At 58.4% G+C, this 26896-nt stretch carries 21 protein-coding genes; 12 read left to right on the top strand and 9 right to left on the bottom strand.

Annotation, left to right across the window (positions count from 1 at the left end):
- Window positions 1-208: 208 nt before the first annotated feature.
- From BCF11_RS03220 to BCF11_RS03205, 4 genes are read left to right on the top strand one after another with little or no spacing between them, the layout of a single operon-like run.
- Window positions 209-2452 carry a type VI secretion system Vgr family protein gene (locus BCF11_RS03220; RefSeq protein ID WP_233212346.1) on the top strand — a complete coding sequence of 748 codons (2244 nt, stop codon included), beginning with the start codon at window positions 209-211 and terminating at the stop codon, window positions 2450-2452.
- 22 nt (window positions 2453-2474) lie between these two features.
- Window positions 2475-4124 (top strand): hypothetical protein, encoded by a 1650-nt coding sequence (locus BCF11_RS03215; RefSeq protein ID WP_098493459.1) that lies wholly within the window; start codon window positions 2475-2477, stop codon window positions 4122-4124.
- Between the two features lie 13 nt (window positions 4125-4137).
- A complete protein-coding gene (locus tag BCF11_RS03210) occupies window positions 4138-8829 on the top strand; it encodes an RHS repeat-associated core domain-containing protein (protein ID WP_098493458.1) in 4692 nt (1563 codons plus the stop codon).
- A complete protein-coding gene (locus BCF11_RS03205) occupies window positions 8823-9455 on the top strand; it encodes a hypothetical protein (RefSeq protein WP_143751244.1) in 633 nt (210 codons plus the stop codon). The genes BCF11_RS03210 and BCF11_RS03205 overlap by 7 nt, the downstream gene beginning before the upstream one ends.
- Window positions 9456-9636: 181 nt before the next feature.
- Here BCF11_RS03205 and BCF11_RS03200 read toward each other — a convergent pair whose 3' ends face one another.
- The 9 genes from BCF11_RS03200 to BCF11_RS03160 form a co-directional block, all read right to left on the bottom strand.
- Window positions 9637-10005, bottom strand: a complete 369-nt coding sequence (locus BCF11_RS03200) for a hypothetical protein (RefSeq protein WP_098493456.1) — start codon at window positions 10003-10005, stop codon at window positions 9637-9639.
- Window positions 10006-10019: 14 nt separating this feature from the next.
- A complete protein-coding gene (gene tssH / locus BCF11_RS03195; RefSeq protein WP_098493455.1) occupies window positions 10020-12710 on the bottom strand; it encodes a type VI secretion system ATPase TssH in 2691 nt (896 codons plus the stop codon).
- Between the two features lie 24 nt (window positions 12711-12734).
- A complete protein-coding gene (gene tssG / locus BCF11_RS03190) occupies window positions 12735-13817 on the bottom strand; it encodes a type VI secretion system baseplate subunit TssG (RefSeq protein ID WP_098493454.1) in 1083 nt (360 codons plus the stop codon).
- The gene (tssF, locus tag BCF11_RS03185; protein WP_098493453.1) at window positions 13781-15625 is read right to left on the bottom strand and encodes a type VI secretion system baseplate subunit TssF; all 1845 of its coding nucleotides are present in this window, start codon (window positions 15623-15625) and stop codon (window positions 13781-13783) included. Before tssF ends, tssG begins: the two co-directional genes overlap by 37 nt.
- Before the next feature lies 1 nt (window position 15626).
- Window positions 15627-16118 (bottom strand): type VI secretion system baseplate subunit TssE, encoded by a 492-nt coding sequence (gene tssE, locus BCF11_RS03180; RefSeq protein WP_098493452.1) that lies wholly within the window; start codon window positions 16116-16118, stop codon window positions 15627-15629.
- Between the two features lie 65 nt (window positions 16119-16183).
- Window positions 16184-16675, bottom strand: coding sequence for a type VI secretion system tube protein Hcp (locus tag BCF11_RS03175; RefSeq protein WP_038491337.1), 492 nt, complete (start codon window positions 16673-16675; stop codon window positions 16184-16186).
- Window positions 16676-16699: 24 nt separating this feature from the next.
- Window positions 16700-18187, bottom strand: a complete 1488-nt coding sequence (gene tssC / locus BCF11_RS03170) for a type VI secretion system contractile sheath large subunit (protein ID WP_098493451.1) — start codon at window positions 18185-18187, stop codon at window positions 16700-16702.
- A 1-nt stretch (window position 18188) separates the two neighbouring features.
- Window positions 18189-18698: a type VI secretion system contractile sheath small subunit gene (gene tssB, locus BCF11_RS03165; protein WP_098493450.1), complete on the bottom strand. Its 510-nt coding sequence runs from the start codon at window positions 18696-18698 to the stop codon at window positions 18189-18191.
- Between the two features lie 73 nt (window positions 18699-18771).
- Entirely contained in the window at window positions 18772-19359 is a 588-nt protein-coding gene (locus BCF11_RS03160; RefSeq protein ID WP_098493449.1) for a M48 family metallopeptidase, read from the bottom strand.
- Window positions 19360-19629: 270 nt separating this feature from the next.
- Between BCF11_RS03160 and tssJ the strand changes: the two genes are divergently transcribed.
- The 8 genes from tssJ to BCF11_RS03120 all read left to right on the top strand — a co-directional run bounded on the left by tssJ (window position 19630) and on the right by BCF11_RS03120 (window position 26853).
- Entirely contained in the window at window positions 19630-20229 is a 600-nt protein-coding gene (gene tssJ, locus BCF11_RS03155; RefSeq protein ID WP_199111068.1) for a type VI secretion system lipoprotein TssJ, read from the top strand.
- 58 nt (window positions 20230-20287) lie between these two features.
- Entirely contained in the window at window positions 20288-21634 is a 1347-nt protein-coding gene (gene tssK, locus BCF11_RS03150; protein ID WP_098493447.1) for a type VI secretion system baseplate subunit TssK, read from the top strand.
- Window positions 21631-22422, top strand: a complete 792-nt coding sequence (gene icmH / locus BCF11_RS03145; RefSeq protein WP_098493446.1) for a type IVB secretion system protein IcmH/DotU — start codon at window positions 21631-21633, stop codon at window positions 22420-22422. The genes tssK and icmH overlap by 4 nt, the downstream gene beginning before the upstream one ends.
- A gap of 149 nt (window positions 22423-22571) precedes the next feature.
- Window positions 22572-23780: a patatin-like phospholipase family protein gene (locus BCF11_RS03140; RefSeq protein WP_098493445.1), complete on the top strand. Its 1209-nt coding sequence runs from the start codon at window positions 22572-22574 to the stop codon at window positions 23778-23780.
- 117 nt (window positions 23781-23897) lie between these two features.
- On the top strand, window positions 23898-24320 hold the full coding sequence (locus tag BCF11_RS03135; protein WP_199110728.1) for a ribonuclease domain-containing protein: 423 nt from the start codon (window positions 23898-23900) through the stop codon (window positions 24318-24320).
- Window positions 24321-24380: 60 nt separating this feature from the next.
- Entirely contained in the window at window positions 24381-24779 is a 399-nt protein-coding gene (locus BCF11_RS03130) for a barstar family protein (protein WP_098493444.1), read from the top strand.
- Between the two features lie 48 nt (window positions 24780-24827).
- Window positions 24828-25451 carry a phosphoribosylglycinamide formyltransferase gene (purN, locus tag BCF11_RS03125; RefSeq protein ID WP_098493443.1) on the top strand — a complete coding sequence of 208 codons (624 nt, stop codon included), beginning with the start codon at window positions 24828-24830 and terminating at the stop codon, window positions 25449-25451.
- A gap of 148 nt (window positions 25452-25599) precedes the next feature.
- Window positions 25600-26853, top strand: coding sequence for an RsmB/NOP family class I SAM-dependent RNA methyltransferase (locus BCF11_RS03120; RefSeq protein ID WP_098493442.1), 1254 nt, complete (start codon window positions 25600-25602; stop codon window positions 26851-26853).
- Window positions 26854-26896: the final 43 nt, after the last annotated feature.

Below are 26896 nucleotides of genomic sequence, written 5' to 3'. Positions count from 1 at the left end.
ACCGCTAATCCTGGCAATGTAAATTATTGTCGCGGAATGTCGCATTTCCCCCAAATCTCGATATAATTGCTTTCCGGCAATAATATTGCCGATCAGTCGTTCGATGAAGTATCCACGCGCGCCAGTGTCCGCGCCTAACTCATTCGGGATCATGGCTTGAATAGCTATCCTCAGCAGAGCCATTCCTTTTGCGAAACGGAGAATGTCAATGTATCCAAACGCCTCTGCGATGCTGGCCCGCGTCGGCCGCTTCAACCAGGATCGCCGCCTGGTCCGTATCAAGACGCCGCTGGACGCCGACCTGCTGCTGGTGCATCGCTTGCACGGCACGGAAGCGCTATCCAAACCCTTCGACCTGACGCTGGAGTTATTGTCGCCCTACGAGCAGCTTGAGCTAAAGCAGCTGGTTGGCCAGCCGCTGCTGCTGACCATGCAGACCAAGTCCAGCGAACGCCATTTCCATGGTTTCGTGCGCGAATTCGCGCGCACCGGCAGCGATGGCGGCATGGCCACTTACCAGGCGCAGCTGGCGCCCTGGTTTTCTTTCCTCGACTACGCCAGCAACTGCCGCGTGTTCCAGGATCTGTCGGTACTCGATATCGCCCAGGAAGTGTTCCACAAATACGGCCAACTGGCCGACTACCGCTTCGACCTGATCGCCAGCCGCTATCCGAAACTGTCTTACTGCGTGCAATACAACGAATCCGATTTCAGCTTCGTCTCGCGGTTGCTGGAGGATGCCGGCATCTACTATAGTTTCGAGCATGGCGAGAGCGGCCATAAGCTGGTGCTGGCCGACGATTCCACCCAATCCCTGCCGCTGGAAGACGATGCGACAGTGCGTTTCCAGCCGAACCCGGAACTGCAGGCCAGCGACGTGCTGGACGACTGGCGGCCGCGGCGTCGGGTCGGCGCCACCGTGCACAGCATCAAGAGTTTCGATTTCAAGCAGCCGCGCAATCCGCTGGCCGTGGAGCAGAAAACCGATGTCCCGCGCGGCAACCTGCCGCAGTTCGAGCGCTATGCCTACGACGGTTCCGCCAGCTACGGCAATAGCGCGGTCGGCGAGCAACTGAGCGCGGTGCGCGCCGAGGAAGCGGGCTGGCAGACCAAGCTGTTCGAAGGCTCCGGCACTTATCGTGAACTGGTCGTTGGCCGCTATTTCGATCTGCAAGGCCATTTCGAGCATGAGAGCGACGACGCCACCGAGCACCGTTTCATCGCCCTGCAGATCACGCATGACGCCCGGAATAATTTCGCCAGCGATTTCAGCACCGCCCAGGATTGCATCTACCGTGTCGAGGTCACCGCCTTGCGCCGCAAGATTCCTTTCCGCCCCACGCGCGATACAGTCAGGCCACGGATGCCGGGGCCGCAGACTGCGACCGTGGTGGGGCCGAAAGGCGAGGAGATCTGGCACGACAAATACGGCCGCGTCAAATTGCAGTTCCACTGGGACCGCCTGGGCCAGTTCAACGACCAGAGCTCCTGCTGGGTGCGGGTCGCCAGCCCGTGGGCCGGGGCCGGTATGGGCGGGGTATCGGCGCCGCGCATCGGCCAGGAAGTGGTGGTCGATTTCCTCGACGGCAATCCGGACCGGCCCATCATCACCGGCCGCGTCTACAACGCCGACAACATGCCGCCTTTCGGCCAGGAAGTCAGCGGCATGCGCTCCAAGACCGTGCGCGGCGGCGGCTTCAACGAAGTCACCATGCACGATACGGCCGGCGGCGAACTGCTCAACATGCACGCCCAGAAGGATATGGCGGTGACGGTGCTGAACGATCACAACAGCACAGTCAAGAACAACAAGGCGACCACGGTCGCCGTCAACCACAGCCTGAATGTCGGCGCCAACCAGGATATCTCGGTGGGCGGCAATCGCGGCGCGACCGTGACCGGCACCGATACCCGCACAGTGACCGGCGCCTCGACCGCCACGGTGACCGGTGCGGTGACGCAAACCTATAATGCCGGCCAGACGCGGACCATCACCGCGGCGGGCTATACCGAAAACATTACCGGCAATCACAGCAACACGCTGATCGGCAACTATAGCGGCAATACCAACGGTGACTGGAAACACGATATCAGCGGCACGCTCACGCACACCGTCAACGGCGCGGTCAACCAGACCATGCGTACCGGCCGCGAAGTGACGGTGACCGGGCTCGATAAGCGTACGGTCACGGGCGAGGTAACGGACAGCAATACCGGCCCTCGTTTGTTGTCGGTGACGGGCGATATGCAGCACGAAGTATCTGGTACCCACACGCAGTATTCGGGCTCCAACCAGACCATTGTTTCCGGCAGCAAGGTCGACCTGATCGTCGGCGGCGCCGGCATCAGCATCGATGGCGGCGAAATCACGATTACCGCAGGCGGCTCGACTATCAAGGTCAACGGCGGAGGCGTGTCGATCAACGGCAGCAAGATCAATCTGAACAGTTAAGCATTATTGAGAGGGGGCCAGCATGGCTAAGAATCCTGTCGAAAAAAGAGTCGCGACCCTGCGCGATCTGTGGCTGGAACACACCCAGGACCCACGCATGAGAGTGCTGGTATGGCGCATTCCCGCCAATGCCGACCGCATGCTGCAGGCATTTTTCGAAATACAGCAGCATCCCGGCGATTGGACCACGCCGGATCTTTTCCTGCGCTTCGATGCCGCGTTCGAGACCAGTTTCGGCTACAGCCGCGCGCTGCGCCAGTCGCTGGTGCAAAACTATATCGACAGCAAGGACAGCCTGCACGAGCAAGGCGTGACTACCGACTGGTCCGTTACACAGACGCCGCAACACGATTCGGCCGCCGGCGTGATGACCACGCTGGCATCGTTTGCCAGTTACCACCACGCTCAGCTGGAACATCTGCGCTATGTCGCGGCAGTACTGGCGCCGCATCCGGTCACCAGCCAGGAAGCCTGGGAAGCTTGGCTGGATGCCGCGCTGCGCAGCCCCGCATTGACGGCGGATGGCGCCGGCGTGCGGCTGGTGCTGGTGGATACGGTCACTGATCAACGCTGGCAGGCGCTGGCGCAGCGCCATGGCGACCGCGTGCGTGTGGTCGAAGCGCCCATCGACATGTTTGACATCGCCCGCGAAACCGTGGCCCAGGCCGGCGGCGCCGGTCCTACCGTGGCGTATCGCCAGCTGCTTACCGATGTCATCACCCTGGTGGAAAAGGGCAGCGCCGCGCAAACTGCCGCACGCGCCGAAAAAGCGATGGAGATCGCGCAGCGCGAACAATGGCCGGACCAGCAGGTAGTGCTGCAGATGGCGGTCGCCGGCGCCCACCTCAAGGAAAAAAACTATGCCGACGCCATCAAGCGCTATCGCGACGCCCGCGCCTGCGCGACCGAGGCCGAGCAAAGCAAGCATCCGATGGGCGCCGACCTGATCATGCAAACCTGGTTCGGCGAAGCCGGTGTATGGCTGGTGGCGAAAGAACCAGAACGCGCCGCGCAAGCCTATCGCAGCGCGGCCGAACAGGCGCAGCGCGTACCGAATCCCATGTTTGAAATCGAAGGCTTCCGCATGGCCGCCTACTGCTATGCGCAGAACGGCCAGCAGCAGCCGGCGCGCGAGCACGGCGCGCTGGCTTTGCGCGCCGCCAAGGCAGTGAGCCCGGCCGAACGTCCGCTCACCACCATGGCGCTGGCCCTGCATGACTTGCTACGCGTACAGGACCCGGCGCGCACCGCAAAACTGGAACGCAGCGCGAGCGACTACCAGGCCGCCATCTCTACCGCGCATTTGCTAGCGGAACAGCAAGCCGCCAAGCTGGGCGCACAGCCGCAAGCCAGCGACCTGGAAAAAATCGAAAACGCTATGCATATACGCTTTGAAAGCAGCTTCCAGCGCCAGCGCCAGGAGCGCGAACAGCTGATCGCCGGCGGCGACGAATATTTCCGCAAGGTGGTGGCGTTGGCGCGCGAGCTGCTCAATCCGCTCTGGAACGGACTGCCGGAAGTCAAGCATCCGCTCGATAAAGACGTCCCGCAATGGAGCGAGCCGCCGCAATTCACCAAGCTGCCTGATTCCTCCGGCGTGATCGACGGCCCGCTAGCCGCCAATCCAAACGCGCATGCCGCGGAGACGTTGGGCGCCGCCGCAACAGCCTGATAGGAAAGCGCCCATGACCAACGCCGCCAAACATTTCGATCCGCAGATCGGCATCGATATCCACATGTACGAGATGCCGCCGGGGCCGCTGCCTACGGCGCATATCTCCATTGTGCTGGATCCGTTCGACTACCTGCCGTTCATCGGCGCCACGGTGCAGGTGGCCGGCGTCAAGCGTGCCACGGCTGGCACCCAAGGCTTGTCGGTCCACATCCCCCTGGGAGTGTGGATGCCGCCGTTGCGCACTCCCGAGGGGCCGCAGTTTGACGATCAGATCTTCATGGGCAGCAAGACCGTGCTGGCCGATGGCTCGCCATTTTCGCGCCTGGGCATGCCGGTGCTCGATTGCAGCGTGGTCGGCATGGTGCCTCCGTTCCGGCTCAAGAAATCGGCCGAACCGCATATGTCGATGACCCTGCCGACGTCGGTCAACCTAGCGATACCCGACACCGTCTTCGTTGGCGGCCCGCCGAGTATTATGGAGGCATTGGAGGGAATCGCCGCCCAGCTGGCGCTGGCGGGCCTGGCCAAAGGCCTGGGTAAAGGCTTAAAGGCTCTGCGCGAGACCAAAGCTTTCAAGCGCGCCGCCGACGCCCTTAAAGCGAAATACAAGAAGCTGTTCGAGAATATGGAGTCCGGCTTCCTGAAGTGCAAGGTATTGCGCGCGGAGCCGGTCGATATTCGCGATGGCAGCGTCGCCGTTTCGCATGAAGATTTTTCGATACCAGGTCGCTTACCGTTGAGCTGGAGCCGCGACTATTCATCGGCCAATAGCCATGACGGCATGTGCGGCCACGGCTGGCAGAGCCCAGCCGACTTCCGCCTGGAAATCGACGCTGACGGCACTGTCCTGTTCTTCGAATCCAACGGTGCCGCAGTCTTTCCGCAGCTGCCCGCCGCCATCGGTGCCGAGCATGCCGTGATCGAATTTGTCGATGGCGCAAGGTTGATCTGGGTGCAGGAGGGCGGAACTGACGTACTGCAAGTGCTGACCAAGGACGATCTGCGCTACGTCTTCGGCAAGTCGGCCGCCAATGTCGCGCCGCTGCATCAAGCCCTGCACCTGCAGATCGAACGGATCGAAGACCTGTGCGGCAATCACTGGCGCTTCGAACGTGTCGACGGCCATCTGACCCGCATCGTGGAAAGCGGCATCGACGGCTTGCCGGGCCGCTTCATCGAAGTGCATGAACTCGATGGAAAAATTCATCAATTAAGCTTGCATGATCCCGCCACCGGCCTGACCCACTCGCTGGTGGCGTACAAATATCAGAACCGGGACCTGGTCGCCGCGCTCGATGCGCTCAACGCTGCCCGTACTTTTGAGTACGACCGTCACCACATGGTGTGCCACGCCGACCGCCTCGGTCTGTCCTTTCACTACGCCTACGACAGAGAATGGCGGGTAGTGCACGCCTGGGGAGATCACGGACTGCATGACTACCGGTTCGCCTACAACGAACTGCTTCGTGAAACAGAAGTCACCGACTCGCTGGGTCATACCTCGCTGATCAAGTTCGATGAGAACAACCTGCCGTTATGCGAAATCGACCCGCTGGGCGGCGTCACCATCTTTGAATATGACGAGGTGGGCCGCACCACGGCGGTAGTCGATCCGGTCGGCGCGCGCACCGAATTTGACTATGACGAGCGCGGCAATCTGCTCAAGGTAGTGCAAGCCGACGGCACCGCCACCGTCATGGTCTTCGATGACGTCAATCGCATGACCGAAGTGGTCGACCCGCTCGGCCAGCACTGGCGACAGAGTTGGGATGAGCGCGGCTTGCTGCTGGAGCAGAGCTCTCCGACGGGCGCCCGTGCACGTTTTACCTACGACGCCCACGGTCAACTGCTCTCTCGAATCAACCCGCGTGGCGCCGTCACTGTGCTGGCTTTTGATCGCTACGGCAATCTAGCGCGGTTGACCGACGCCCTCGGTCACCACAGTTTTTTCGAACATAACGCACTGGGTCATTTGAAACGTCGCACTGATCCTATTGGTGACGTCACCGAATATCGCTATGACGTCAAAGGCCGTCTGCTGCAGGCACTGCAACAGGGCGGCGCCAGCATCCATTGCGACTACAACGCACGAGATCAACTGATTAGCTACACCAACCAAAATGGTACGCGGACCCGACTGGAATATTTCGGTACCGGTCAAGTTACCAGGCGCGTGCAGTCCGACGGCTACGCCATGCAGTATCTCTATGACACCGAAGAGCAACTGGTCGGCTTGGTCAACCAGCGTCAGGAAAGCTATCAGCTCAAGCGCGATGCTCTGGGCCGGGTTGTTGAAGAAGTCGATTATTGGGGACAGCCGCGTCACTACCGCTATGACGCTGGCGGCAACCTGCTGAGCGCCACCGATCCGCTGGGGCATATCATCGCCTACACCACCGATAAGCTGGGCCGCATCACCAAAAAAACCTTGCCCGACAGCGACCATCCGGCCCAGCAAATCCACGAAACCTTCAGCTACGACAAGAACGGTGCTCTGGTCGAGATGCGCAATCCGCATCGGCACATCCTGTGCAAGTTCGACGCTGACGGCCGTCTTAGCGAAGAAGTACAGGACGGCTTCCAGATCGAATACCGCTACGACGAAGTCGGTAACCGACTGTCGCGGCAAACCAGCGCCGGCAACCAGATCGTCGCCACCTATGACTTGCGCAATCTGGTGGCAACCATCGTCATCAATGATGAGCCGCCCATCCTGATCGAACGCGATACGCTGGGGCGCCCGGTCAAAGAGCAGTTGAGCAACAGTGTCCAGCGCCAGCTGTGCTATGACGCGGCCAGTCACCTGACTGCCCAGACCGTGCTATGTGACCATATGCCGCTGTTCGCGACCAGCTACGAGTACGACCGTGCCAGCAACCAGACCCGGCGCAACGACAGCGAACACGGCAGCGACCTGTACCACTACGACCCGCTGGGTAACCTCCTGCACCATACCGATCCTGCCGGACGCGTGACGGAATTCCTCAACGACCCGGCCGGCGACCGCCTGCGCACGCGGATCCGGCAGATGGAGATGCAGCAGGCCGCAGGCGCTGAAGGTCAGGCCGAAGTCCTGTGGAGCCGCGAAGGCAGCCATGAAGGCACGCACTATGTGTTCGATCGTGCTGGCAACCTGATCCGGCGCGGTACCAGCCCAACCTCCTCAGCCAATCCGTCGGCGACCGATTCCACTTTGCAATTGCGTTGGGACGCCAACCAGCGCCTGATCGGAAGCAGCCAGGCGGGCCAGACGACCCGCTACGGTTACGATTCGCTCGGGCGACGGGTGTTCAAACGCAACCAGACCCACACCACCTGGTTCTTCTGGGAAGGTGACGCCTTGCTGGGAGAGGTGAAGCAAGCCAACGATACCCAGAGCGTGGACATCTGGTCGACTGGCAATGTGGCCGATTTCATGGCGGCGCGCAAGCGGCTTACTGCTCTGAAGACGTTGCATGCCCAGGTACGGGAGTATGCCTATTACCCCGGCACCTTTGTGCCGCTGGCGTTGATTGATCGGCAGGCCAAAGTCGCCAAACGGCCAGCTCATGCGACAGCAATAAAAGCAGCATCGCCTCCGGTTGGACAAATGCCAATAGCGCCAGCTCCTCCCTCTATAACAAAGCCGGTACCCCAGGTCTCGTCAGATTCACAGGCGGTTGCCGTTGGTGGTATGGGAGGCGTGGTATTAAGCGGGATGGGCGAATTGGGCAGTGTCAGGCTCGGTCAGCATGGCGAAGCCACTCCGTTGATCTCAGAGGGCAGTCGCCAAACTAGTCTCACCAATACTAGTGGATCGGACCGTATTGGTTTGGGAGCCGGAATGCAGTTGGGCGGCAGTTCTAGCACGCCGCCACCTGTGTTCACGCCAGCTGTTGTTGTACCAGACGTAGCGGTAGTTACCCGACGGGAGATCAACATCAGCGATACAAAGTCATTAGGTGATCGACCTGATAGCTGTGTCTTTCACTATCACGTTGACCCCAACGGCTGTCCGACCAGATTGACGGATCAAGACGGACAGGTGGTATGGTCTGTCAGTCACACTGCCTGGGGGGCGGTACAAAGATTGCATGTGGATATTGTGGACAATCCCATCCGACTACAGGGGCAATATTTTGACGTCGAGACCGGATTGCATTACAACCGATACCGGTATTACGATGCAGATATCGGCCAGTTCGTTGGGCAAGACCCGATTGGATTGGCAGGGGGGGATAATCTCTATCAATATGCGCCGAATCCGACAAGGTGGGTGGACCCGTTGGGCTTATGGCCCCTAAGTGGTGCAAAGGTCAAAATTACAGTCGGTGAAGTAACAAAGGAATTTTCTAGCAAAAAAAATATGCACGCCGAAATAGTTGGCCTGAATTGGTTCATGAACAAAGGCGGAGGTTTTGATGGTGAAGATGTCATTATTCACGATGTGGTTGGGAAGGAAAATAACGTAATTAAGCCAGTTGGTGTTTGTTCTGAGTGCCGAGAGAATATATTTGCTTTGCTGAAGAAAGGTGGTGCCTCCAGCGTAACAATGCCGAAAACAGTCGCCAATGTGATTATTATGGAAAAAATGAAAATTCCTTCTTCAGCATTTGATACCTTGGAAGAGGAAATTGGCGAAATCAATAGAACGCATAAAAAAGGCGACATCAATCGATCTAATAAATCATGGGAGGCCTTGGAAAGGGAAAAAACATGTTAAAAAAAATACGTAAAATTAACGAATCAAAATTTTCATGTACGCCACGCTCGGTAGAGCTAAATATTGTTTGTGGTTTATCGTTTTATTACAACCCAGATACATGCTTATTTGAAGTAGATCAAAATCCATATGGTGAACGTGATTTAATTCCAATAAAAAATTTACAGTTCTCGCCAGATTACTCAAAAATGACATTTGATTGTTTTTATCAAGGGAAAGACGTTTCTTTTGATATATCAATAGGCAGGGAGCGTGAAAAAAACTTTTTAAGATTTTTCCATGCATTTCATGGAAAGGCATTCTTTTTTGGTGAAAATGATTTTCAACCAGTTGTTTTGCTCTTCGATGAAGGTGAAATTTCGGCTAACTCGAATATTCGAAATCCTGAAAAGGGCACCGATTATCTAACTTTATTTGGTGAGGATGGAGAATTTTTCTTTATCATACCTAGACCATGGAAACGGTTTCCCTTGTCAGCATTTGGCTCTAAAGGAAATACATTTTATTTTAAATCCGAAGAGAATTTATTTGAATATGAATTCATTCTTGAGCCATCTGTTATGCAAGTGGTGAAAGCATTTTTGCAAATGGAACTTTCAAATCTTGATGAGATTGAGATTGCCTAAGGATGCGTTGATCAATTCGCTTTTTTAAGCAGGGATCGGCCGCCGAGCGGACAAACAAAGAGTGCAGCAAAAATTACCGATTTTTCGAGCCGGCGCGGGCGCAACAATAGGCGCGTCGGCTACCACGACGCACCAGCTTCCGAATACGCTCGAAAATAGTTAGGCCAAGTTGGCCTGACAGCTATCCGGTAATCTGGATAATATGCAACCCCGGCTGCTCCTTGCACCGCAAGTGATAACTCTTATTCCCCACCTTCAGCGTAATGTGCAGATTATTGTCCACCCCACGCTGATCCCCAATCCCGCCCTCATGCGCCGTCGCTGAAGGCAGCCACGGCCACCCCTGCATCAGCTGCAGCAGGCGGCGTGCCGGTGCGCGCGCGGCCGCCGAGGCCGTATCCAGCAAGTCGATGATGTCCGCCGGCGTCAGCTTGACGTAGTTGCGCACATCGGTCGCCTTGTCCTGGTACTGGTGTCTGCGGCTGTATTTCTCATCGAACCGTTTCGAATAGCACTGCTTCAGAATTTTCTGTTTGACTGCTGCATCCATGATTTCTCCTGGTTTTATTTGATTGCGTACTTGAATTGTCCCTGCTTGTTGGCAGTGACCTTGATCTTGGCGATGCTGCCGCCTTCGGCCATCTTGGCCAGCACGGTTTCGGCAATTTCCGGCAACAGCGTGCCGTTGAGGATATTGTCGACGTTGCGGGCGCCGGAATCGACTTCGGTGCAGCGCGCCAGCACGGCTTCGACCAGCGGCTCGTCGTAGCTGAATTCGGCCTTGTGGTTGATGGCGATGCGTTTCTGGATGCGTCCCAGCTTGAGGTTGATGATTTCCACCAGCACGTCGTCCGAGATCGGGTAGTAGGGGATCACCTTCAGGCGGCCGAGGAAGGCCGGCTTGAAGGCTTTCACCAGCTGCGGCCGGATCGCTTGTTCGAGGTCGTCGGTGCTCGGCAGTTCCGCTGCGGCCTTGTTGAGGCAGCTTTGCATGATCAGGCTGGAGGCGACATTGCTGGTCAGGATGATGATGGTGTTCTTGAAGTCGATCTCGCGGCCTTCGGCATCGTCCAGCACGCCCTTGTCGAACACCTGGAAGAACAGTTCGAGCACGTCCGGATGGGCTTTTTCCACCTCGTCGAGCAACACCACGCTGTATGGATTGCGCCGCACCGCTTCGGTCAGGACGCCGCCTTCGCCATAGCCGACGTAGCCCGGCGGCGAGCCTTTCAGGCCGGAGACGCTGTGCGCTTCCTGGTATTCGCTCATGTTGATGGTGACCAGCTTGCGTTCGCCGCCGTACAGCACGTCGGCCAGCGCCAGCGCGGTTTCGGTCTTGCCGACACCGGACGGGCCGACGAACAGGAACACGCCCTTGGGTTTGTTCGGGTCGTCCAGGTTGGCGCGCGAAGTGCGCACCCGCTGCGCCACGGCTTCGATCGCATGCGGCTGGCCGAGCACGCGCTCGTGCAGCAGCGAGCCGAGGTTGATCACGGTCTTGATTTCATCCTTGACCATCTTGCCGAGCGGGATGCCGGTCCAGCTGGCGACGATTTCCGCCACCACCAGGCCGTCGACCTGCACCGGCACCATCGGCGTTTCGCCTTGCAGCTGCTTCAGTTCTTCGATCAGCTTCGCCAGTTCCTGGTTTTCCTTGCTGTCCTTGGGCGCCTTCTTGGAAGGTTTGGCGCTTTCTTCGGCCGCCGGGATCGCTTCCAGTTCGGTGCGCGCTGCCTTGATGCGGTCGGTCAGGGCTTTTTCCTTTTCCCAGCGTTCGCGGTGGATCGCTAATTCCGCATTCAATGTGCTTTGCAGTTCGCGCAATTCCTTGAGGCGCTCGGCATGCTTGCCGCCGGCATTCGATTCGCGTTCCAGCGAATTCAGTTCAGCCACCAGGCGGTCCAGTTTCTTGACGATGTTCTCGATCAAGGCCGGGGTTGCATTCTGGCCCAGCGCGACCTTGGCGCAAGCGGTGTCAAGCACGCTGATGGCTTTGTCCGGCAACTGGCGGCCGCTGATGTAGCGATGCGATAGGCGCACCGCTTCGGTGATGGCTTCGTCGAAGACGCGCACGCCGAAGTGCTTTTCCATCAGCGGCGCCATGCCGCGCAGCATGGCGCAAGCCAGTTCTTCGCTCGGCTCTTCAACTTTGACGACCTGGAAACGACGCGCCAGGGCGGCGTCTTTTTCGAAATATTTCTTGTACTCGCTCCAGGTGGTGGCGGCGATGGTGCGCAGCTCGCCGCGCGCCAGCGCCGGTTTCAGCAGGTTGGCGGCGTCGTTCTGGCCGGCTTGGCCGCCAGCGCCGATCATGGTGTGGGCTTCGTCGATGAACAGGATGATGGCGTGCGAGCTTTTCTTGACTTCGTCGATCACGCTCTTCAGGCGGTTCTCGAACTCGCCTTTGACGCTGGCGCCGGCTTGCAGCAGGCCCATGTCGAGCGTATGCACTTCCACGCCTTGCAAGACGTCGGGCACGTCTTTCTGGGCGATGCGCAGCGCCAGGCCTTCCACTACCGCGGTTTTGCCGACGCCGGCTTCGCCAGTCAAGATAGGATTGTTTTGGCGGCGCCGCATCAGGATGTCGATGGTCTGGCGGATTTCGGTATCGCGGCCGATCACCGGATCGACCTTGCCTTCGCGCGCGCGCTGCGTCAGGTTGGTGGTGAACTTGTCCAGCGACGGCGTTTTCGAGGCTTCGCCCTTGTTGGTCAGATCCTGCACCGGATCGCCGCCTTCGTCGTCAGCGCCGGCAGTACCGCCGCCATTGACGGCTGCGCTTTCCTGCGAGCCTTCGGTCAGCTTTTCCAGGTCGTGCTTGAGGTCGTCCAGCTTGAACTTGATGAACAGCTTGGAGCCACGGTAGGCCAGCTGCACCAGGTCCGGCTCGGTCAGCAGCGCCAGCAGCAGGTGGCCGCTGCGGATACGGCCGGACTGGTTGTCCAGCGAGGCGATCAGCCAGGCGTGCTCGAACAGCTTGGGCAGGTGAGGGGAAAATACCGGAGTGCGGGCATTGCCGTTCTTGAAGCGGTCGATCTCATGTTGCAGGTCGCTTTCCAGCGCCGCGATACTGATGCCGCATTTGCGCGCGATCACGGCAAAGTCGCTCTTCGGCTGTTCCAGCAGAGCCAGGAACAGATGCTCGATATCTACTTCGTACTGGCCGCGACCGACGCAGATGTTTGCAGCGCGTTCCGCCGCCAGGCGCGAGGTGTCGTTCAGTTTGCTGATTAAGGTTTTGAGATTAATGCTCATTGAAGCCTTCCCATCCATGCATGGTCAAAGTGAGTGAATTTCGTAACAAACGTCGGTGCGGTCATGCTGTTCCGGCTTGCTGGTGACAAAGGTGTCCCAGCCCAGCTGGCCGCCCTCGCGGTCGGAGTTCAAGGTCACGCTGCGTACCTCGTCCGCCCGCAGGATCAGCTGTACTTCGTATTCCAGGAAAACGCTGGTAAACATCGCCAGTATCTTTTGCAAGCCGACGGCGGCGGAGCCGCCCGGCAAGAAGCTTTCGAATTTCTTGCGGCGCAGCGGGCCTATCCTCAGACGCATGCGCAAGTCGCGCTGCCAGACCCGCTCGCCGACCATGGCAACGCTGCCCAGCGTCGCATTGGTGGCTCCCAGCACGGTTTGCTGATCGAGCGGGACGTCGTACCAGTGGCCGACAAACTGCTCGATCGCGATCGGCACCGCAAAATATTCGCACAGCACCCGCTGCATATACGCGGCCGACGGCGGCCGGTGCCGGATCGCCGCGGCGAAATGGCCGATCGATTCGTCCAGCAAGCCTTCGCCTTCTTCCGACATGCGGTCGCGCAAGGTGCGATGGCCGAGGCCGGCCAGCGCCATCAGCAGCGGCAGGAAGCTGTCCTTGCCGTCGATCTGGTACTTGAACTCCAGCCGGTATTTACGCCAGGCTTTAAAGAACAGCGCCACACCGCGATTCGAAAAGACATCGAGGAAGGCGCGCGGGCCGTGATCCTTTTCATACAGCTGATGCGCGGCAATCCGTTCCGAATAATGACTGGGGAGCGTGCCGTTGCTGCCTAAAAAGCCGATGAACGCCGGCGTTAGCGCAATATTGTCGAGCCGGTTGCTCTGCAAGGCTTCCAGCAGTTCTTCCACGGTTTGACTGGTCAGCTTGGGCGTAACGTGCAGAGCCTCAATCTCGCTCGGCGGGAAGTTGAGCGACACCGTGTTCTGGAAACGCAGGAAATCGCTGACCGCCTCCTCATGCGGGACGCCATTCTGCTTCAGCCACAGCTCCAGCATCATCACTGCCTGAAAAAACTGGAAACGATGCGGCTTGTCGAGCAGGCGCTGGATTACACTAGGTTCGAATCTCCGCTGCGCGGTAAGCATCGCAGTATCTCCTCACCTGTTCGTTTTGAAGCTATCACCAATTGCGTAAAGCTGTTGGCATGCACATACAGGCCGAGGAAACGGTCCAGGATGTTGGCAAACACATGGATGCCGCTACCTACAAAGCCTTCCTCGTCCAGCGTCACCCGGATTTCGATGCCGCGCACCAGCGAGGCGAACGGATTGCCCGGCAGCCATGCGGTCGCAGCCTTGTGATCGATGCCGACCACGCTGCCGATCTGGCGTTGCGAGATGGCCGAACGCGGCAAGTCATACAGGCTGAGGGTTTCCTGCAGCGCTTCCAGGCCACCCTTGGCCAGCGACAGATGGTTCAAGGCCAAGTGCGAAATCAGGCGCCAGTGAGCGCCGCGGCCGCGTTCGAAGCGGCAGGGCTCGGAAGGCTTTCTCAAGAAACTGATCTCGTTTACCAGCGAACCGCCTTCCAGGAACAGGTCGCCGCCCTCCAGGCCGTAGGACAGCGAGGAGGGCAGGTTGCGGTTGCAGCAAGTCAGCTCGATGCTCAGCGTGTCGGTTTCTATAGCGGCTGGATCGAAGTCGATGTCGACGATGGAAATCTCGGTTTCGTAGCCGGGGCTGCGGGCAGCCACCATTTCGTCGCGCCGCATGGCCCAGTAGTGGCCGGCCTTGTCCGCGCTTTCGCCGTGCCGCAGCGAATAGAAGGGACGGAATTCGGTAATCGATTCGCCTTCAGGCGTTTGCCGCACCAGCTGCACCGAATCGATGGAGTGCACTTCGTAGGCGTAGGCGCGGCGCGAGTCGCCCACTACCGGATAATACGCGCTGGTGTGGGTCAGGCGGATCGGGTCGCCGCGCTGCTTGAACAGGTTGATGACCGGGGTGCAGCCCAGCAGCAGGTTGTTGGTCGACATGGTGCCCAGCATGCGCGCGGTGTTGGAATCGGCACGCAGACCCGACAGCACCAGATGCAGGGTGAATTTCTTGCATCCCGGCGGCAGCAGCTTGGTGAGGTCGGCGACATTGACGTCAAAGAAATTGAATTTCTCGGGATAGGAGAAATACTCGGTCAGCAAGCGGTAAGCCGGATGCGAGCGCGCCGGAAAATCGATCAGCGATTCGTCTTCTTCAAAGCCGACTGGCGTCACCGGAATCTTGCTGACGGCATGCCATTTGCCGCTCTTGCCGGCTTCCACATAGGCGCGCACGGTGCGCATGAAAAGCGTATCGCGCAAGGCTGCGCAAAACGACGGTTCGCCGTCGATGAAGACGCGCAGGCTGGTGACGCCGAGTTCGGCAAAGCCGGCTTGCTCGGCAATGCTTTCGAAAGTAATGCCGATGCGCGAGCTGGCTGCCGGCGGTAACTGCACTGCATCCGGCGGTTCGATGATGGGATCGAATATCGCGTGCGACAACTGCACCGGCGCTACCGTGACGTCATAGCTGGTCTTGAATTTGCAGGCCACGCCCTTGACCTGGCGTGTGGTCAGCTCAGTGCCGCGCGGCACCGGCATGGCCATGGTCAGCTGCGCGGCGGCAGCGGCATAGTCCATGCGCGCGATCGAGCAGGAGGGGAAAGGCCGCAGATAGTGCGGATACAGCACCTCGAACAGCGCTTCGGTGAATTCGGGATAGTCGTCGTCCAGGCGCTTCGAGGTGCGGGCGTTGATCAGCGCAAAGGACTGGATCATGCGCTCGATATGCGGATCTTCCGACACTTCGCCTGACATCAGCAGGCGGCCGGCAATCTTCGGGTAGCGTTCGGAAAACTCGCGCGAATAGCGCCTCAGGAAACCGAGCTCGCGCTCATAATAGGGGAGTAGTTCGTCCACGTTAACCGTCCATGCGCGCTGCGCGGCGTGCTTTGCTGATTGAGTATTGCAAGGTCGATGGCTGCAGCACGGCGTCGAAGCTGACGGCTTCCTTGGCCGGCCCGACCACCAGCATGGCTGCAATCGCAAAATTCAAGCGGTTGATCGATCCTTCGCGCAGTTCGAGCGAAGCCCGGACATTCCTCAGGCGCGGCTCGTGGCGCGCAATGCCTTGTTCCAGGCATTCGCAGATGTACGCGCGGTCATCCATGCTGGCCAGGCTCATGCCGGAAAAATCGTTCAAGCCGTAGGTCAGTATCGACTTGCTGCATTCGGGGAAATTCTTCAGTATTTCTTCGGGAATCACGGTGCGCGTATTCAGCATGGCTTCGAGGTCGCGGGCAACCGCGTCTTTCAAGGAGTCCGTGGACAGCCGCACTACCAGATCGGATTGCGCAGGTGTGCTGTCGCCACCCATCAGTCTGTCAAACAATCCAGGCGTGAAACCTTTCATCGCATACCATTCAAAGAAAAAAAGAGCCGCAGCATGCCGCGGCTCCCATTACTGGTGCAAAAAAATTACACGACTTTATTGGTCGACAGATCCCAGCCGCCGGAAGTATTGCCGCCGGAGCCGCCGCCGATTTTTTGCTGGGTGTACTTCCATTTGACCTTGGAGTACTTCAGGCTGACGCTTTCGCTCAGCACATCGCCTTCCTGGACGGAAGGAGTGACGTCGGAGATCAGCAGGTTCGACAGTTCGATTTCGAAATACTTGATGCGGTCGCCCTTGCCGTCGGCGCGCAGGAATTCGAACTTGGCGCTGTCGATGGTCTTGCCGGACGAGCAGTTCTGCAGCAGCAAAGGCGTAGCCAGGTCGGCGATCTTGGTGATCACGATATCCTTGTGCTCGCAGCGCTCGGCTGTGTGGCCGCCGCCGGTCGATGCAGTAGCCGACTTAGGCTGCAGCACTTCCCATTGCACCGATTTGCATTCGATCCAGTCCTTGTGGGCGCTGTCGGTCGATTCGCCCTTGATGCCGTTAATTTGCAGATATACGTCGATTGCCATGGTAATACCCCTTATTCAATAAAATTAAGACTTGGTTGACGCCGGTAATTCTGCGACCAAGCGGAGTGAAACTGAAAGTTCGTCAAGCTGGAAGTGAGGGCGCAGGAAAGACACTGCACGATAGACACCCGGACGTCCTGGTACTTCGGATACCTGCACTGAGGCTTCACGCAACGGGAATTGCGCCTTTTGCTCCTGGCTGGCATTGTCATCGAGCAGCACATACTGGGTCAGCCAACGGTTGAGGAAGTCTTCCACGTTGCCTGCCGAAGCAAAGCTGCCGATCTTGTCGCGCATCATCGACTTCATGTAATGCGCAATACGCGATACCGCGAAGATGTACTGCAGCTGGGCTGACAGCACCGAGTTCGCGTTGGCTGAATCGGTATTGTATTTCTTGGCTTTCTGGGTCGATTGCGCGCCGAAGAAAGCGGCGTAGTCGGTGTTCTTGCAATGCACCAGCGAGATGAAGCCGAGGTCGCTCAGTTCTTTCTCGCGGCGGTCGGTAATGGCGATCTCGGTAGGGCACTTGAGCGCGACTTCGCCTTCATCGGTCTTGAAGGTATGGGTCGGCAAGTCTTCCACCAGGCCGCCGCCTTCCACGCCGCGGATCGCCGCGCACCAGCCGAAGTCTTCAAATGCCTTGGTCAGCTTGGTGCCGAAAGCATAGGCTGCGTTGCACCACAGGTATTTGGAGTGATCGGTGCCGTCGACATCTTCCACGAAGTTGAAGCCGTCGACGGTCTGGCCGTCTTTCGGATTGAACGGCAAACGTCCGAGGAAGCGCGGCAGGGTCAAACCGACATAGCGGGAATCTTCCGACTCGCGGAAAGACTTCCATTTTGCGTATTCGACGGTTTCGAACACCTTGGCCAGGTCGCGCGGCTTACCGAGTTCGCTGTAGGTTTCCAGTCCGAACAGTTCCGGCGATGCGGAACTGATGAAGGGCGCATGGGCAGAAGCGGCGATGTGCGACATCTGCTCGACGAAATACATGTCTTCCGGTTGCCGCGTGATTTCAAAATCGCCCAGCAGGGCGCCGAACGGCGAACCGCCGAAAGTGCCGAACTCTTCTTCGTAGACTTTCTTGAAGATCGCGCTCTGGTCGAAATCCAGGGCGGCCTGGAAGTCTTTCACCAGCTCGCGCTTGGTGGCATTCAGCACCTTGATCTTGATGTTCTGGCCGGTGGTCGAGTTGAACACCAGGTAGTGCAGGCCGGTCCAGCTGCTTTCCAGCTTCTGGAATTCAGGCGCATGCATGACGGCGCTGACCTGCTCGGAAATCAGGCGGTCCAGTTCAGCCACGCGGGCATCGATGGTCGCCGACAGGTTGGGCGAGACCACCACGGTGCCTTGCATGACCTGGTTCACGAGTTCCGAAATGATGTCCTTGGCGCGGTCATGTTCGGCGCCGGATTTGGCGACTTTGCTCTGTTCTACGATCTGGTCGAGCAAACCGGATTCTTCCGCTACCGGGCTGGCTGCCGCCGCAGAGTTATGCTGAAAGGACATCTCAGTCTCCTTGTTTCTTGGTTTGCTTGCTCAACGCCGTCAGCTTCTCGGTGCTGTTGAGCACATCGTTGAGGATGTCTTCCAGCTTGTCGTTGCCGGCCAGCTTGTTGCGCAGATCCGCCAGCTTGGTGCGGGCTTCCAGCAACTGCTTGAGCGGTTCGATCTGCTGCACCACGGCTTCCGGACGGAAATCGTCGATCGACTTGAATTTCAGCTCGACGCCAAATTCACCGCCTGCATCGCTCAGATGATTCGGCACGCGGAAAGTGGCTTTCGGCTCGATGCCCTTCATCACTTCGTCGAAGTTGTCGTTGTCGATGTTGACGAACTTGCGGTCTTTCAGCTTGGCCTGGGCCACATCTGATTTGCCGCTGAAGTCGCCTACCACGCCCATCACGAACGGCAATTCCTTTTGCTCGATGGCGTCGCCGATTTCAACGTCGTAAGTCATTTGCACCCGTGGTGGACGGACTTTCTGCAAACGTTTTTGAGTACTCTCTTTTTTGGCCATAAAACCCCCGCTGATGCTTACCGGATAATAATCAAGCCCTGGCCCCGTGGCGGGGCGCAGGATTCATTTAGAGTTACTGCAACGATCCGAATGGATTGGCGCCGTCGCCGCTAGGTTCAGGCGTGGAGCCAGGTTTGGCCGCCACGGCACCCTTCTTGGGGGCGGCGGCAGGACGCGCCACGACCTTGGGACGGGCCGGCACTAGTACTGTCTCGCCCAGGCTTTCGCGCAGGATTTTGGCCAGGCCTTGTGCTTCGGTACGGACATTGCCGTTCAAATCGTTTTGCGTGCGCAGGTCGTTCAATGCCTTGGTCGACAATCTCAAGCCGCCCACCGCGACGATGCTGTTGGCGACCTTGTCTTTCGGATCGCGGTTCAAACCTTCCAGCGCATAGGAAATGGCGTCGCCATAATTTTCCGCATCGAAACGGATTTGCGCCAAACGTACCCATGGACCCTTGTCTGCCGGAAATGCGCTGGTTGCGTCTTTCAGCAATTTGACGGCCTTGTCGGTCTGGCCGGCTTTCTGGGCCGCGTCCGCTTCAGCCACGATGGCATCCAGTTTGGCAGCCGGGTCTACTGGCGGCGGCGTTGTTGCACAGGCGCTTACCAAACATGTCAATGCCATGCCGTAGATAAATTTACTCTTCCATTGACTCATCTTAAACTCGCTTTCTATGTGGCAACTTTTAAATAGCCCAAATCTTAACAAAACCTAGCAGATGCAGATATCATATTGCCAATCTACATCAAAATTTGTTAACTTTGGTTACACCATTGCAACAAGTTTAGTCCAGACCCATACTATATGTCTAGGCAGCAACTAGTGCGGTGTTGTTGTTTTGTATAAAATTAGTAACAAAATATTAATCCAGACAGTATTATCTATCCAGCATTTTTGCAACCCAAATAAAGACGATAATTAATGTTAATGCGACCACTTTATCTCTTGGCTTCGCTCACCGCCGTATTGAGCCTGGCCGGTTGCGCCGCCGGCGCCGTCTCGGCGGTCGGCTCGATTGCCAGCTCGGTATTGCAGATGTCAGGCATCACCAAACCCGAAATTCCGGATGCCCAAAAGCCGCCCAGGACCGTTGCCATCAAGCTGCACGCCGGGTCTAACTTGAATACTGATAGTGGCGGTGCGCCGCTGGCGCTGGTGGCCAGAGTATATAAGTTAAGACAAAATGGTGCATTCCAACAGGCAACTTACGATACATTTACTAACCCGCAGAAAGAAAAGGACGTGCTAGGGGCAGATTTGATCGAAGTTAAGGAAATCACCCTGGTCCCTGGACAACGCTATGAAGTCAGCGAAAAGGTCTCCCGGGAAGCCGGTTTCGTCGGCGTTGTCGCCTTGTTCCGCAAACCGGCGGCGCAACGCTGGAAACTGACTTTTCCGGCGGAACAGGCTGAGAAATCCGGTATAACCTTGGGTGCGCATGCGTGTGCGTTGACGGTCGGCACTGGCGTCACGGTGGCGGAAGACGTCGGCGCCAGCAAGTTTTTAACCCCGGCTCCGTGCGGGTAGCGCTTTGCCGGCAACTGCATGATGGTGGCTTGAATAAATTTACATGTGAGTCAAATACGTGAATCGAACATCGAAAATCTTATGGGGCGAGGGCTTGTTTCTGCGGCCCCAGCATTTCCAGCAGCAGGACCGCTATCACGAGAATCGCCTGCATGAAACCACCAATGCCTTGCATCCATATGCCTGGGGCGTGCTGTCAGTGCAGCTGGACCGCGATGCGCTGGCCAACAATACCTTGCGGCTGTCAGAGTTGTCGGTGATTTTCCAGGATGGAGAAATCTACAAGGCGCCCGAGGCCGATGACCTGCCGGAAGTGGTCGACCTGACCAATATCCCGCACGCCCAGCAAACCATTACCTATTACGCGGCGCTGCCTTACATGAAGGGCTTCGGCGGCAATTTCTCGCCGCTGGGCCAGACCAGCAACGCCACCCGTTATGCGCAGAACAATGCGGCCACCGCCGATCTGTTCACGCAGGCGGCTGAAGCGGAGCTGACCTATTTGAAGAAATCGGTGCGGCTGGTGTCGGAAATGGAGCCGCGCGACTCCCTCATCAGTTTTCCGCTGATCAAGCTGCGCCGCATCTCTACCGGCGGCTTTGAGCCGGACCCGACTTTCGTGGCGCCTAGCCTGACCATCCGCAGTGCTCCTGCGCTGTACATCCAGCTGCGGCGCCTGATGGACGCGCTGCAAGCCAAGGTCAGCGCCTTGTACGGCCATCACCGTGAGCCGAGCAAGAATGTCATCGAATTCCGCTCCGGCGATATTTCTTCATTCTGGCTGCTGCATACGGCCAGTTCGGCGTTTGCCGGACTGACGCACTATTTCCATAATCCGGCGTTTCATCCGGAGCGCCTGTACGAGCAATTGCTGAGCCTGGCCGGTGCGCTGATGACGTTTTCCAAGAGCTACGCGCTATCCGACCTGCCGGTTTACCAGCATCAGGATCCGGGCCCGTGTTTCGCCAAGCTGGATACCATCATCCGCGAGTTGCTGGACACGGTGATTTCGTCGCGCTATTTCTCCATCGCGCTGTCGGAAAACAAACCGTCGCATCATCACGGCATGCTCGACTCCGGCAAGATCGACGATAAGACCGCGTTCTACCTGGCCGTCAACGCCAGCATGCCGGCCATCGAACTGGTCGACATCGTGCCGCTGCGCTTCAAGATCGGCGCACCTGACGACGTCGATAAATTCGTGCTGTCAGCGATGCCCGGCGTCAAGCTGTCGCATTCGCCGCAAGTCCCGGCGGCGCTGCCGGTGCGGCCGGACACCTATTATTTTGCACTGGAAAACAAGGGCGCCTTGTACGATCGCATGTTGCAGGCGCAATCGATTTCGATCTACGTGCCATCCGGCATCAACGACCTTAAACTTGAGCTCTTAGCGGTTACATCATGAACAGAACTTCAGCCCCATCCCTGCTTGGCGACATGGCTTCCGGCCAGGGCCAAGGCACATATGCAGCGCCGGACAGCAGCAGCTCGGCCAACTCCTTGCTGGACCTGATGTACGACGGTTTCTACGCCCTGTTCCTGCTGAAGAACCGTTGCTCGCCGGCCGACGAAGCCGGCTTCACAGCCAAGATGCAGCGCTTCCTGAGCGACTTTGAACGCGGCGCCAAAAAGCTGGATGTTTCGGCGGAAGACGTGCACGCGGCGAAGTACGCGTTTTGCGCGGCGGTCGACGAGAACATCCTGCATTCGCAATTCAGTATCCGCGAATCGTGGGCGCGGCGGCCGCTGCAGCTGATCCTGTTTGGCGACCAGCTGGCCGGCGAACACTTCTTCACGCGCCTGGAAGACTTGCGCGCCAAGGGCGCCTTGCACCTGCAGGCGCTGGAAGTTTTCCACATGTGCCTGCTGCTCGGTTTCCAGGGCAAATACATCATCGAAGGTCCGGAAAAACTGAACTACCTGACCGCGCGCCTGGGCGACGAAATCGCCCGCATGAAAGGCAAAAGCGCCGGTTTCGCGCCGCACTGGGAACGGCCGGACCAGATCAGCCACAAGCTGCGCAATGAAGTGCCGTTGTGGGCGCTGTGTTCGGTGTTTGCACTGATCGGACTGGGCGGCTATTTCGGCTTGAACACCATGCTGTCGCACGCCACTGCATCAAGCATCGCCGGCTACAGCGACATCGTCAAACTGGCGCCGCGGGCGGCGAATCTGACTATTACCTTGCCTTGACAGTTGCCTGGCTTTTTTGTGTCCGAGGCTTTGGCCGGATGCGCAAACGGGGAGGGGGCGCCGGTGTTTTTCCGGTTTGCTGGCCAGGTATTCACTGGACATCAATTGGATAGAGCGGTAATACATTTCTGCTGGTAATCTTCTGTCTCATGGAGACAAAACAAAAAACCGGCCTCATCCTCACCGGCGGCGGTGCTCGCGCCGCCTACCAGATCGGCGTGATGGACGCGGTGGCGTCGATCTTGCGCGAGCATGGCTGGGCGCCGGAGCAGAATCCTTTCAATATCATTTGCGGCACCTCGGCCGGCGCGATCAATGCGACGGCGCTGGCCTGCCGGGTCGACAACTTCGGCCTCGGCGTGCAAAAACTGAAGGATGTCTGGGAGCACTTCGCGGTGGAGCAGGTGTACCGCGCCGATTCGCTGGGCGTACTGCGTTCGGGTGCGCGCTGGCTGTCGTTGCTGTCTTTCGGCTGGCTGCTGCGCAAGTGGCATGCCCATCCGCCTAATTCCCTGCTCGACAATACGCCCCTGATCACCTTGCTGCACCGCTTGCTGGACCTGGACCGGCTCGACAAGGCGCTGGCCGACGGCAGCCTGGACGCCCTGGCGATCACGGCATCCTCGTACAGCGGCGGCCAGCACATTACTTTTTATCAAAGCGCCATCGAGATCCAGGGCTGGACCCGCAGCCAGCGCCGTGCAGTGAGAGACCAGATTGGCGTTGGCCATCTGCTGGCGTCCTCGGCGATCCCTTTCATCTTCCCGGCGATCCCGATCTTCTGCGAAGGCCGCCGCCAGTTTTTCGGCGATGGCTCGATGCGCCAGCTGGCGCCGATTTCTCCGGCGATTCACCTTGGCGCCAGCAAGGTGATGGTGGTCGGCGCCGGCCGCCGCCAGGAAGCGCCGACCGATTCCCCTACCTTTGCCAGTTATCCGAGCCTGGCGCAGATCGCCAGCCATGCGCTGTCCAGCATTTTCCTGGACGGGCTGGCGGTGGATATCGAACGGCTGGAACGCATCAACCACACGCTTTCCTTCCTGACCGAGGAGCAGCGCCAGCGCACCCCGCTAAAGCCGGTGGAAATGCTGATTATTTCACCCTCGGAACAAATCGACGATATCGCCACCAAGCACTTCGGCAGCCTGCCGCTGCCGATCCGCACCTTGCTGGGCGGCCTCGGCGCCAAAGACGTGCAGGGCGGGGGGCTGGCCTCGTATCTGCTGTTCGAGTCCGGCTATACCCGCGAGCTGATCCGCATGGGCCAGAAAGATACCCTGGCGCGGCGCGATGAAGTGGCGGCTTTTTTCGGGCCAGCCGAGAGCGTTGCCTTTGCCGCGGTGGGCAGCGCCGCCTGAGAGTTGTTCGATATTGTCAAATATTGCAACACTTGATTGCGCTGTAAGTATACGGGTTGATTCGTTTTCAGCAACACGTTACCCTACGGTATCGCATATATAAAAAATATGGAATTTATGAAAAGCCACGCAACCCAGCGCCATTTCTCTGGTCTAAATGCCGGTTTCGCTGCTGCCATGTTGCGTGACGGCATATTTTTGCTGCTAGCTTTGCTGCTGTCTTTTCAGGTGTTTGCCCGAGAATCCTTGCCGCAGGACACGGTTGCGCTGGACCAGCTGCCCTCGGAAGCACAGACGACATTGATGTTGATCAAGCAGGGCGGGCCTTTTCCTTATGCCAAGGACGGCGTCATATTTGGCAATTATGAGGGAGCCTTGCCCAGGCAGCGGCGTGGTTATTACCATGAATATACTGTAAAGACACCGCGTGCCCGCAACCGTGGCGCGCGCCGTATCATTGCGGGCGGCAATCCGCAGTCTTCCGGTGAATATTATTACACTGACAATCATTATCAAACCTTCAGACGCATCCAGGAGTGACTGAGACGAGTGAACCAGATACCACAACAGCAACCCATCAATGCTCTAGCTGAGGGAAAAATGAGCTTGTTTAAAACCGTGCCGCCAAATGTAGTGCAGTCTATCCGCGCCTTCCGTGTGACCGACCTGCAGGCGGAAGCTCAGCGCCTGGGGCAGCATTTCCTGTATGCCTACTGCGCGGAAGCGACGACTAAACAGCAAGTTCTGGGCAAAATCGCGCATGCTTTCCAGTTTCCCAAGCATTTCGGCAAGAATTTCGATGCGCTGCACGACTGCCTGACCGACCTGGCGCACAAGGCAGGCCCGCAACCCGGCTTTATTGTGGTAATCGAACAACTGCCGAATACGCAGAAATTCGACAAGGAAGCGCGCGAAACCCTGCTCGACGTATTCCGCGACAGCGCCGATTTCTGGGCTGACAAGAAAGTTGCCTTCCGCGTCTTTTATTCATTCCAATAACGATATTTGCCGCCGGTTTTGCTCAAAAACTGCGTTGCAACGGGTACAATGCGCGCCATGAGAAGCATTGTTATCCTGATTTCCGGGCGTGGCAGCAATATGCAAGCCATCGTCCGCGCCGCTCAAGCCGAACAATGGCCTGCCCGTATCGCTGCAGTGATCAGCAACCGCGCAGATGCCGAAGGTTTGAAATTTGCTGCCGCCCAAGGTATTCCAACGGCGGTGGTAGCGAATAAAGACTATCCTGATCGTGAACAGTTCGATGCCGCCTTGCGTGTCGTGATTGACGGCTTTGCACCGGATCTGGTGGTGCTGGCCGGTTTCATGCGCATCCTGACGGCGCCCCTGGTGGAACACTACGCCGGCCGCATGCTGAACATCCATCCTTCGCTGCTGCCAAGCTTTACCGGCATGGCGACACACCGGCAAGCGCTGGCGGCTGGCGTCAAGGTGCATGGGGTGACCGTGCATTTCGTCACGCCGACGCTGGACCATGGCCCGATCGTGGCGCAAGTTGCAGTGCCGGTGCTGGAGGGGGATACCGAGCAGTCACTGGAGCAGCGGGTGCTGGTCGAAGAGCATCAGCTATATCCGCGTGCGGTGCGCTGGTTCATCGAAGACCGCCTGGCTATCGAGGACGGCCGGGTGCATGTCAGCGTACAGCCAACCTAGTGCTGGCCCGCTTCACATTCTCAGTTGCGTTACTTATTGCGTTGCTTAGTTGCGTTACTTAGTTGCGTTACCTAATTACGTGATTCACTACACATCACCATCGTTTGCCGTACAGGCACGATAAACAGATTTTTAAGAAAGAATCATTATGAGATTGCCTCCCGCGATCATCGGTCACACCGAAGAAGTCCTGCGCGAAATTCTACGTTTTACCGGTCCTGCCGACGGCACCTTGTCGCACTATTTCCGCGAGCACCCGAAGCTGGGGTCGCGAGAGCGCGGCGTGGTTGCGGAAGCGGTGTACGGCCTGCTGCGCAATAAGTCGATCTACACCAGCTTTGCGGAATCGGGCAACGGTCCGACCATGCGCCGCATGACCTTGCTGGGGCTGGCTGATGCAGTCGGCGTCGAGTCACTGGGCGGTCTGTCGGAAGAAGAAACCGAATGGCTGACGCGGGTCGGCGAAATCGACCGTACGCTGATGCCGGCGCTGATGCGCTCCAACCTGCCGCAATGGCTGTTCGACAAGCTGGTGGCGCGCGATGGCGAGGCCGCCACGCTGGAGCTGGCGTACGCGATGAACCAGCCGGCGCCGCTGGATTTGCGCGTCAATACGATCAAGTCGAACCGGGAAGATGTCAGCGCCGCCCTGGCGGAAGCGCCTATCCTGTGCGAGCCGACCCCTTATGCGCCGCTGGGCCTGCGCGTCATCAAGAAGCCGGCCTTGCAAAACCTGCCGCTGTTCAAGAGCGGTGCGATCGAAGTACAGGACGAAGGCAGCCAGCTGCTGGCGCAGATCGTCGGCGCCAAGCGTGGCGAAATGGTGGTCGATTTCTGCGCCGGCGCCGGCGGCAAGACGCTGGCCCTGGGCGCCACCATGCGCAATACCGGCCGCCTGTATGCTTTCGATATTTCCGAGAAGCGCTTGGCGAAACTGAAGCCGCGCATGGCGCGCAGCGGTTTGTCGAATATCCATCCGGTCTTGATCGCCCATGAGAACGACGGCAAGGTCAAGCGCCTGGCCGGCAAGATCGACCGCGTGCTGGTCGATGCGCCGTGCAGCGGCCTCGGCACCCTGCGCCGCAATCCGGACGTCAAATGGCGCCAGACGCCGGCGGCGATTGTCGAGATGAACACCAAGCAGATCGCGATCCTGTCGAGCGCCGCGCGGCTGGTGAAATCGGGCGGGCGCCTGGTGTACGGCACCTGCAGCCTGCTGGACGAAGAAAACGAAGAGATTGCAGCGCAATTCCTGGCCAGCCACGAAGATTTTTCGCTGGTGCCGATGAAAGATGTGCTGGCCGAACAGAAAATCCCCCTGGAAATGGGCGACTACCTCAAACTCCTGCCGCACCAGCACCAGACCGACGGCTTCTTTGCCGCGGTGTTCGTGCGCAAGTAATCATGCCGCTCCGGGCCGGCGGTTTCAAGCTGACCCGGAGCGC

This window comes from Collimonas sp. PA-H2 (assembly GCF_002564105.1).
In the GTDB taxonomy this organism is placed as follows: domain Bacteria; phylum Pseudomonadota; class Gammaproteobacteria; order Burkholderiales; family Burkholderiaceae_D; genus Collimonas.
Note: the sequence above shows the minus strand (reverse complement) of the source record. Positions and strands in the feature narration are given on the sequence as shown.

Excerpts from the sequence above, each read along its gene's own strand:
- BCF11_RS03220 (WP_233212346.1), top strand. The coding sequence starts at position 209 with ATGTATCCAAACGCCTCTGCGATGCTGGCCCGCGTCGGCCGCTTCAAC.
- BCF11_RS03215 (WP_098493459.1), top strand. The coding sequence starts at position 2,475 with ATGGCTAAGAATCCTGTCGAAAAAAGAGTCGCGACCCTGCGCGATCTG.
- BCF11_RS03210 (WP_098493458.1), top strand. The coding sequence starts at position 4,138 with ATGACCAACGCCGCCAAACATTTCGATCCGCAGATCGGCATCGATATC.
- BCF11_RS03205 (WP_143751244.1), top strand. The coding sequence starts at position 8,823 with ATGTTAAAAAAAATACGTAAAATTAACGAATCAAAATTTTCATGTACG.
- BCF11_RS03200 (WP_098493456.1), bottom strand. The coding sequence starts at position 10,005 with ATGGATGCAGCAGTCAAACAGAAAATTCTGAAGCAGTGCTATTCGAAA.
- tssH (WP_098493455.1), bottom strand. The coding sequence starts at position 12,710 with ATGAGCATTAATCTCAAAACCTTAATCAGCAAACTGAACGACACCTCG.
- tssG (WP_098493454.1), bottom strand. The coding sequence starts at position 13,817 with ATGCTTACCGCGCAGCGGAGATTCGAACCTAGTGTAATCCAGCGCCTG.
- tssE (WP_098493452.1), bottom strand. The coding sequence starts at position 16,118 with ATGAAAGGTTTCACGCCTGGATTGTTTGACAGACTGATGGGTGGCGAC.
- BCF11_RS03175 (WP_038491337.1), bottom strand. The coding sequence starts at position 16,675 with ATGGCAATCGACGTATATCTGCAAATTAACGGCATCAAGGGCGAATCG.
- tssC (WP_098493451.1), bottom strand. The coding sequence starts at position 18,187 with ATGTCCTTTCAGCATAACTCTGCGGCGGCAGCCAGCCCGGTAGCGGAA.
- tssB (WP_098493450.1), bottom strand. The coding sequence starts at position 18,698 with ATGGCCAAAAAAGAGAGTACTCAAAAACGTTTGCAGAAAGTCCGTCCA.
- BCF11_RS03160 (WP_098493449.1), bottom strand. The coding sequence starts at position 19,359 with ATGAGTCAATGGAAGAGTAAATTTATCTACGGCATGGCATTGACATGT.
- tssJ (WP_199111068.1), top strand. The coding sequence starts at position 19,630 with ATGCGACCACTTTATCTCTTGGCTTCGCTCACCGCCGTATTGAGCCTG.
- icmH (WP_098493446.1), top strand. The coding sequence starts at position 21,631 with ATGAACAGAACTTCAGCCCCATCCCTGCTTGGCGACATGGCTTCCGGC.
- BCF11_RS03140 (WP_098493445.1), top strand. The coding sequence starts at position 22,572 with ATGGAGACAAAACAAAAAACCGGCCTCATCCTCACCGGCGGCGGTGCT.
- BCF11_RS03135 (WP_199110728.1), top strand. The coding sequence starts at position 23,898 with ATGAAAAGCCACGCAACCCAGCGCCATTTCTCTGGTCTAAATGCCGGT.
- BCF11_RS03130 (WP_098493444.1), top strand. The coding sequence starts at position 24,381 with ATGAGCTTGTTTAAAACCGTGCCGCCAAATGTAGTGCAGTCTATCCGC.
- purN (WP_098493443.1), top strand. The coding sequence starts at position 24,828 with ATGCGCGCCATGAGAAGCATTGTTATCCTGATTTCCGGGCGTGGCAGC.
- BCF11_RS03120 (WP_098493442.1), top strand. The coding sequence starts at position 25,600 with ATGAGATTGCCTCCCGCGATCATCGGTCACACCGAAGAAGTCCTGCGC.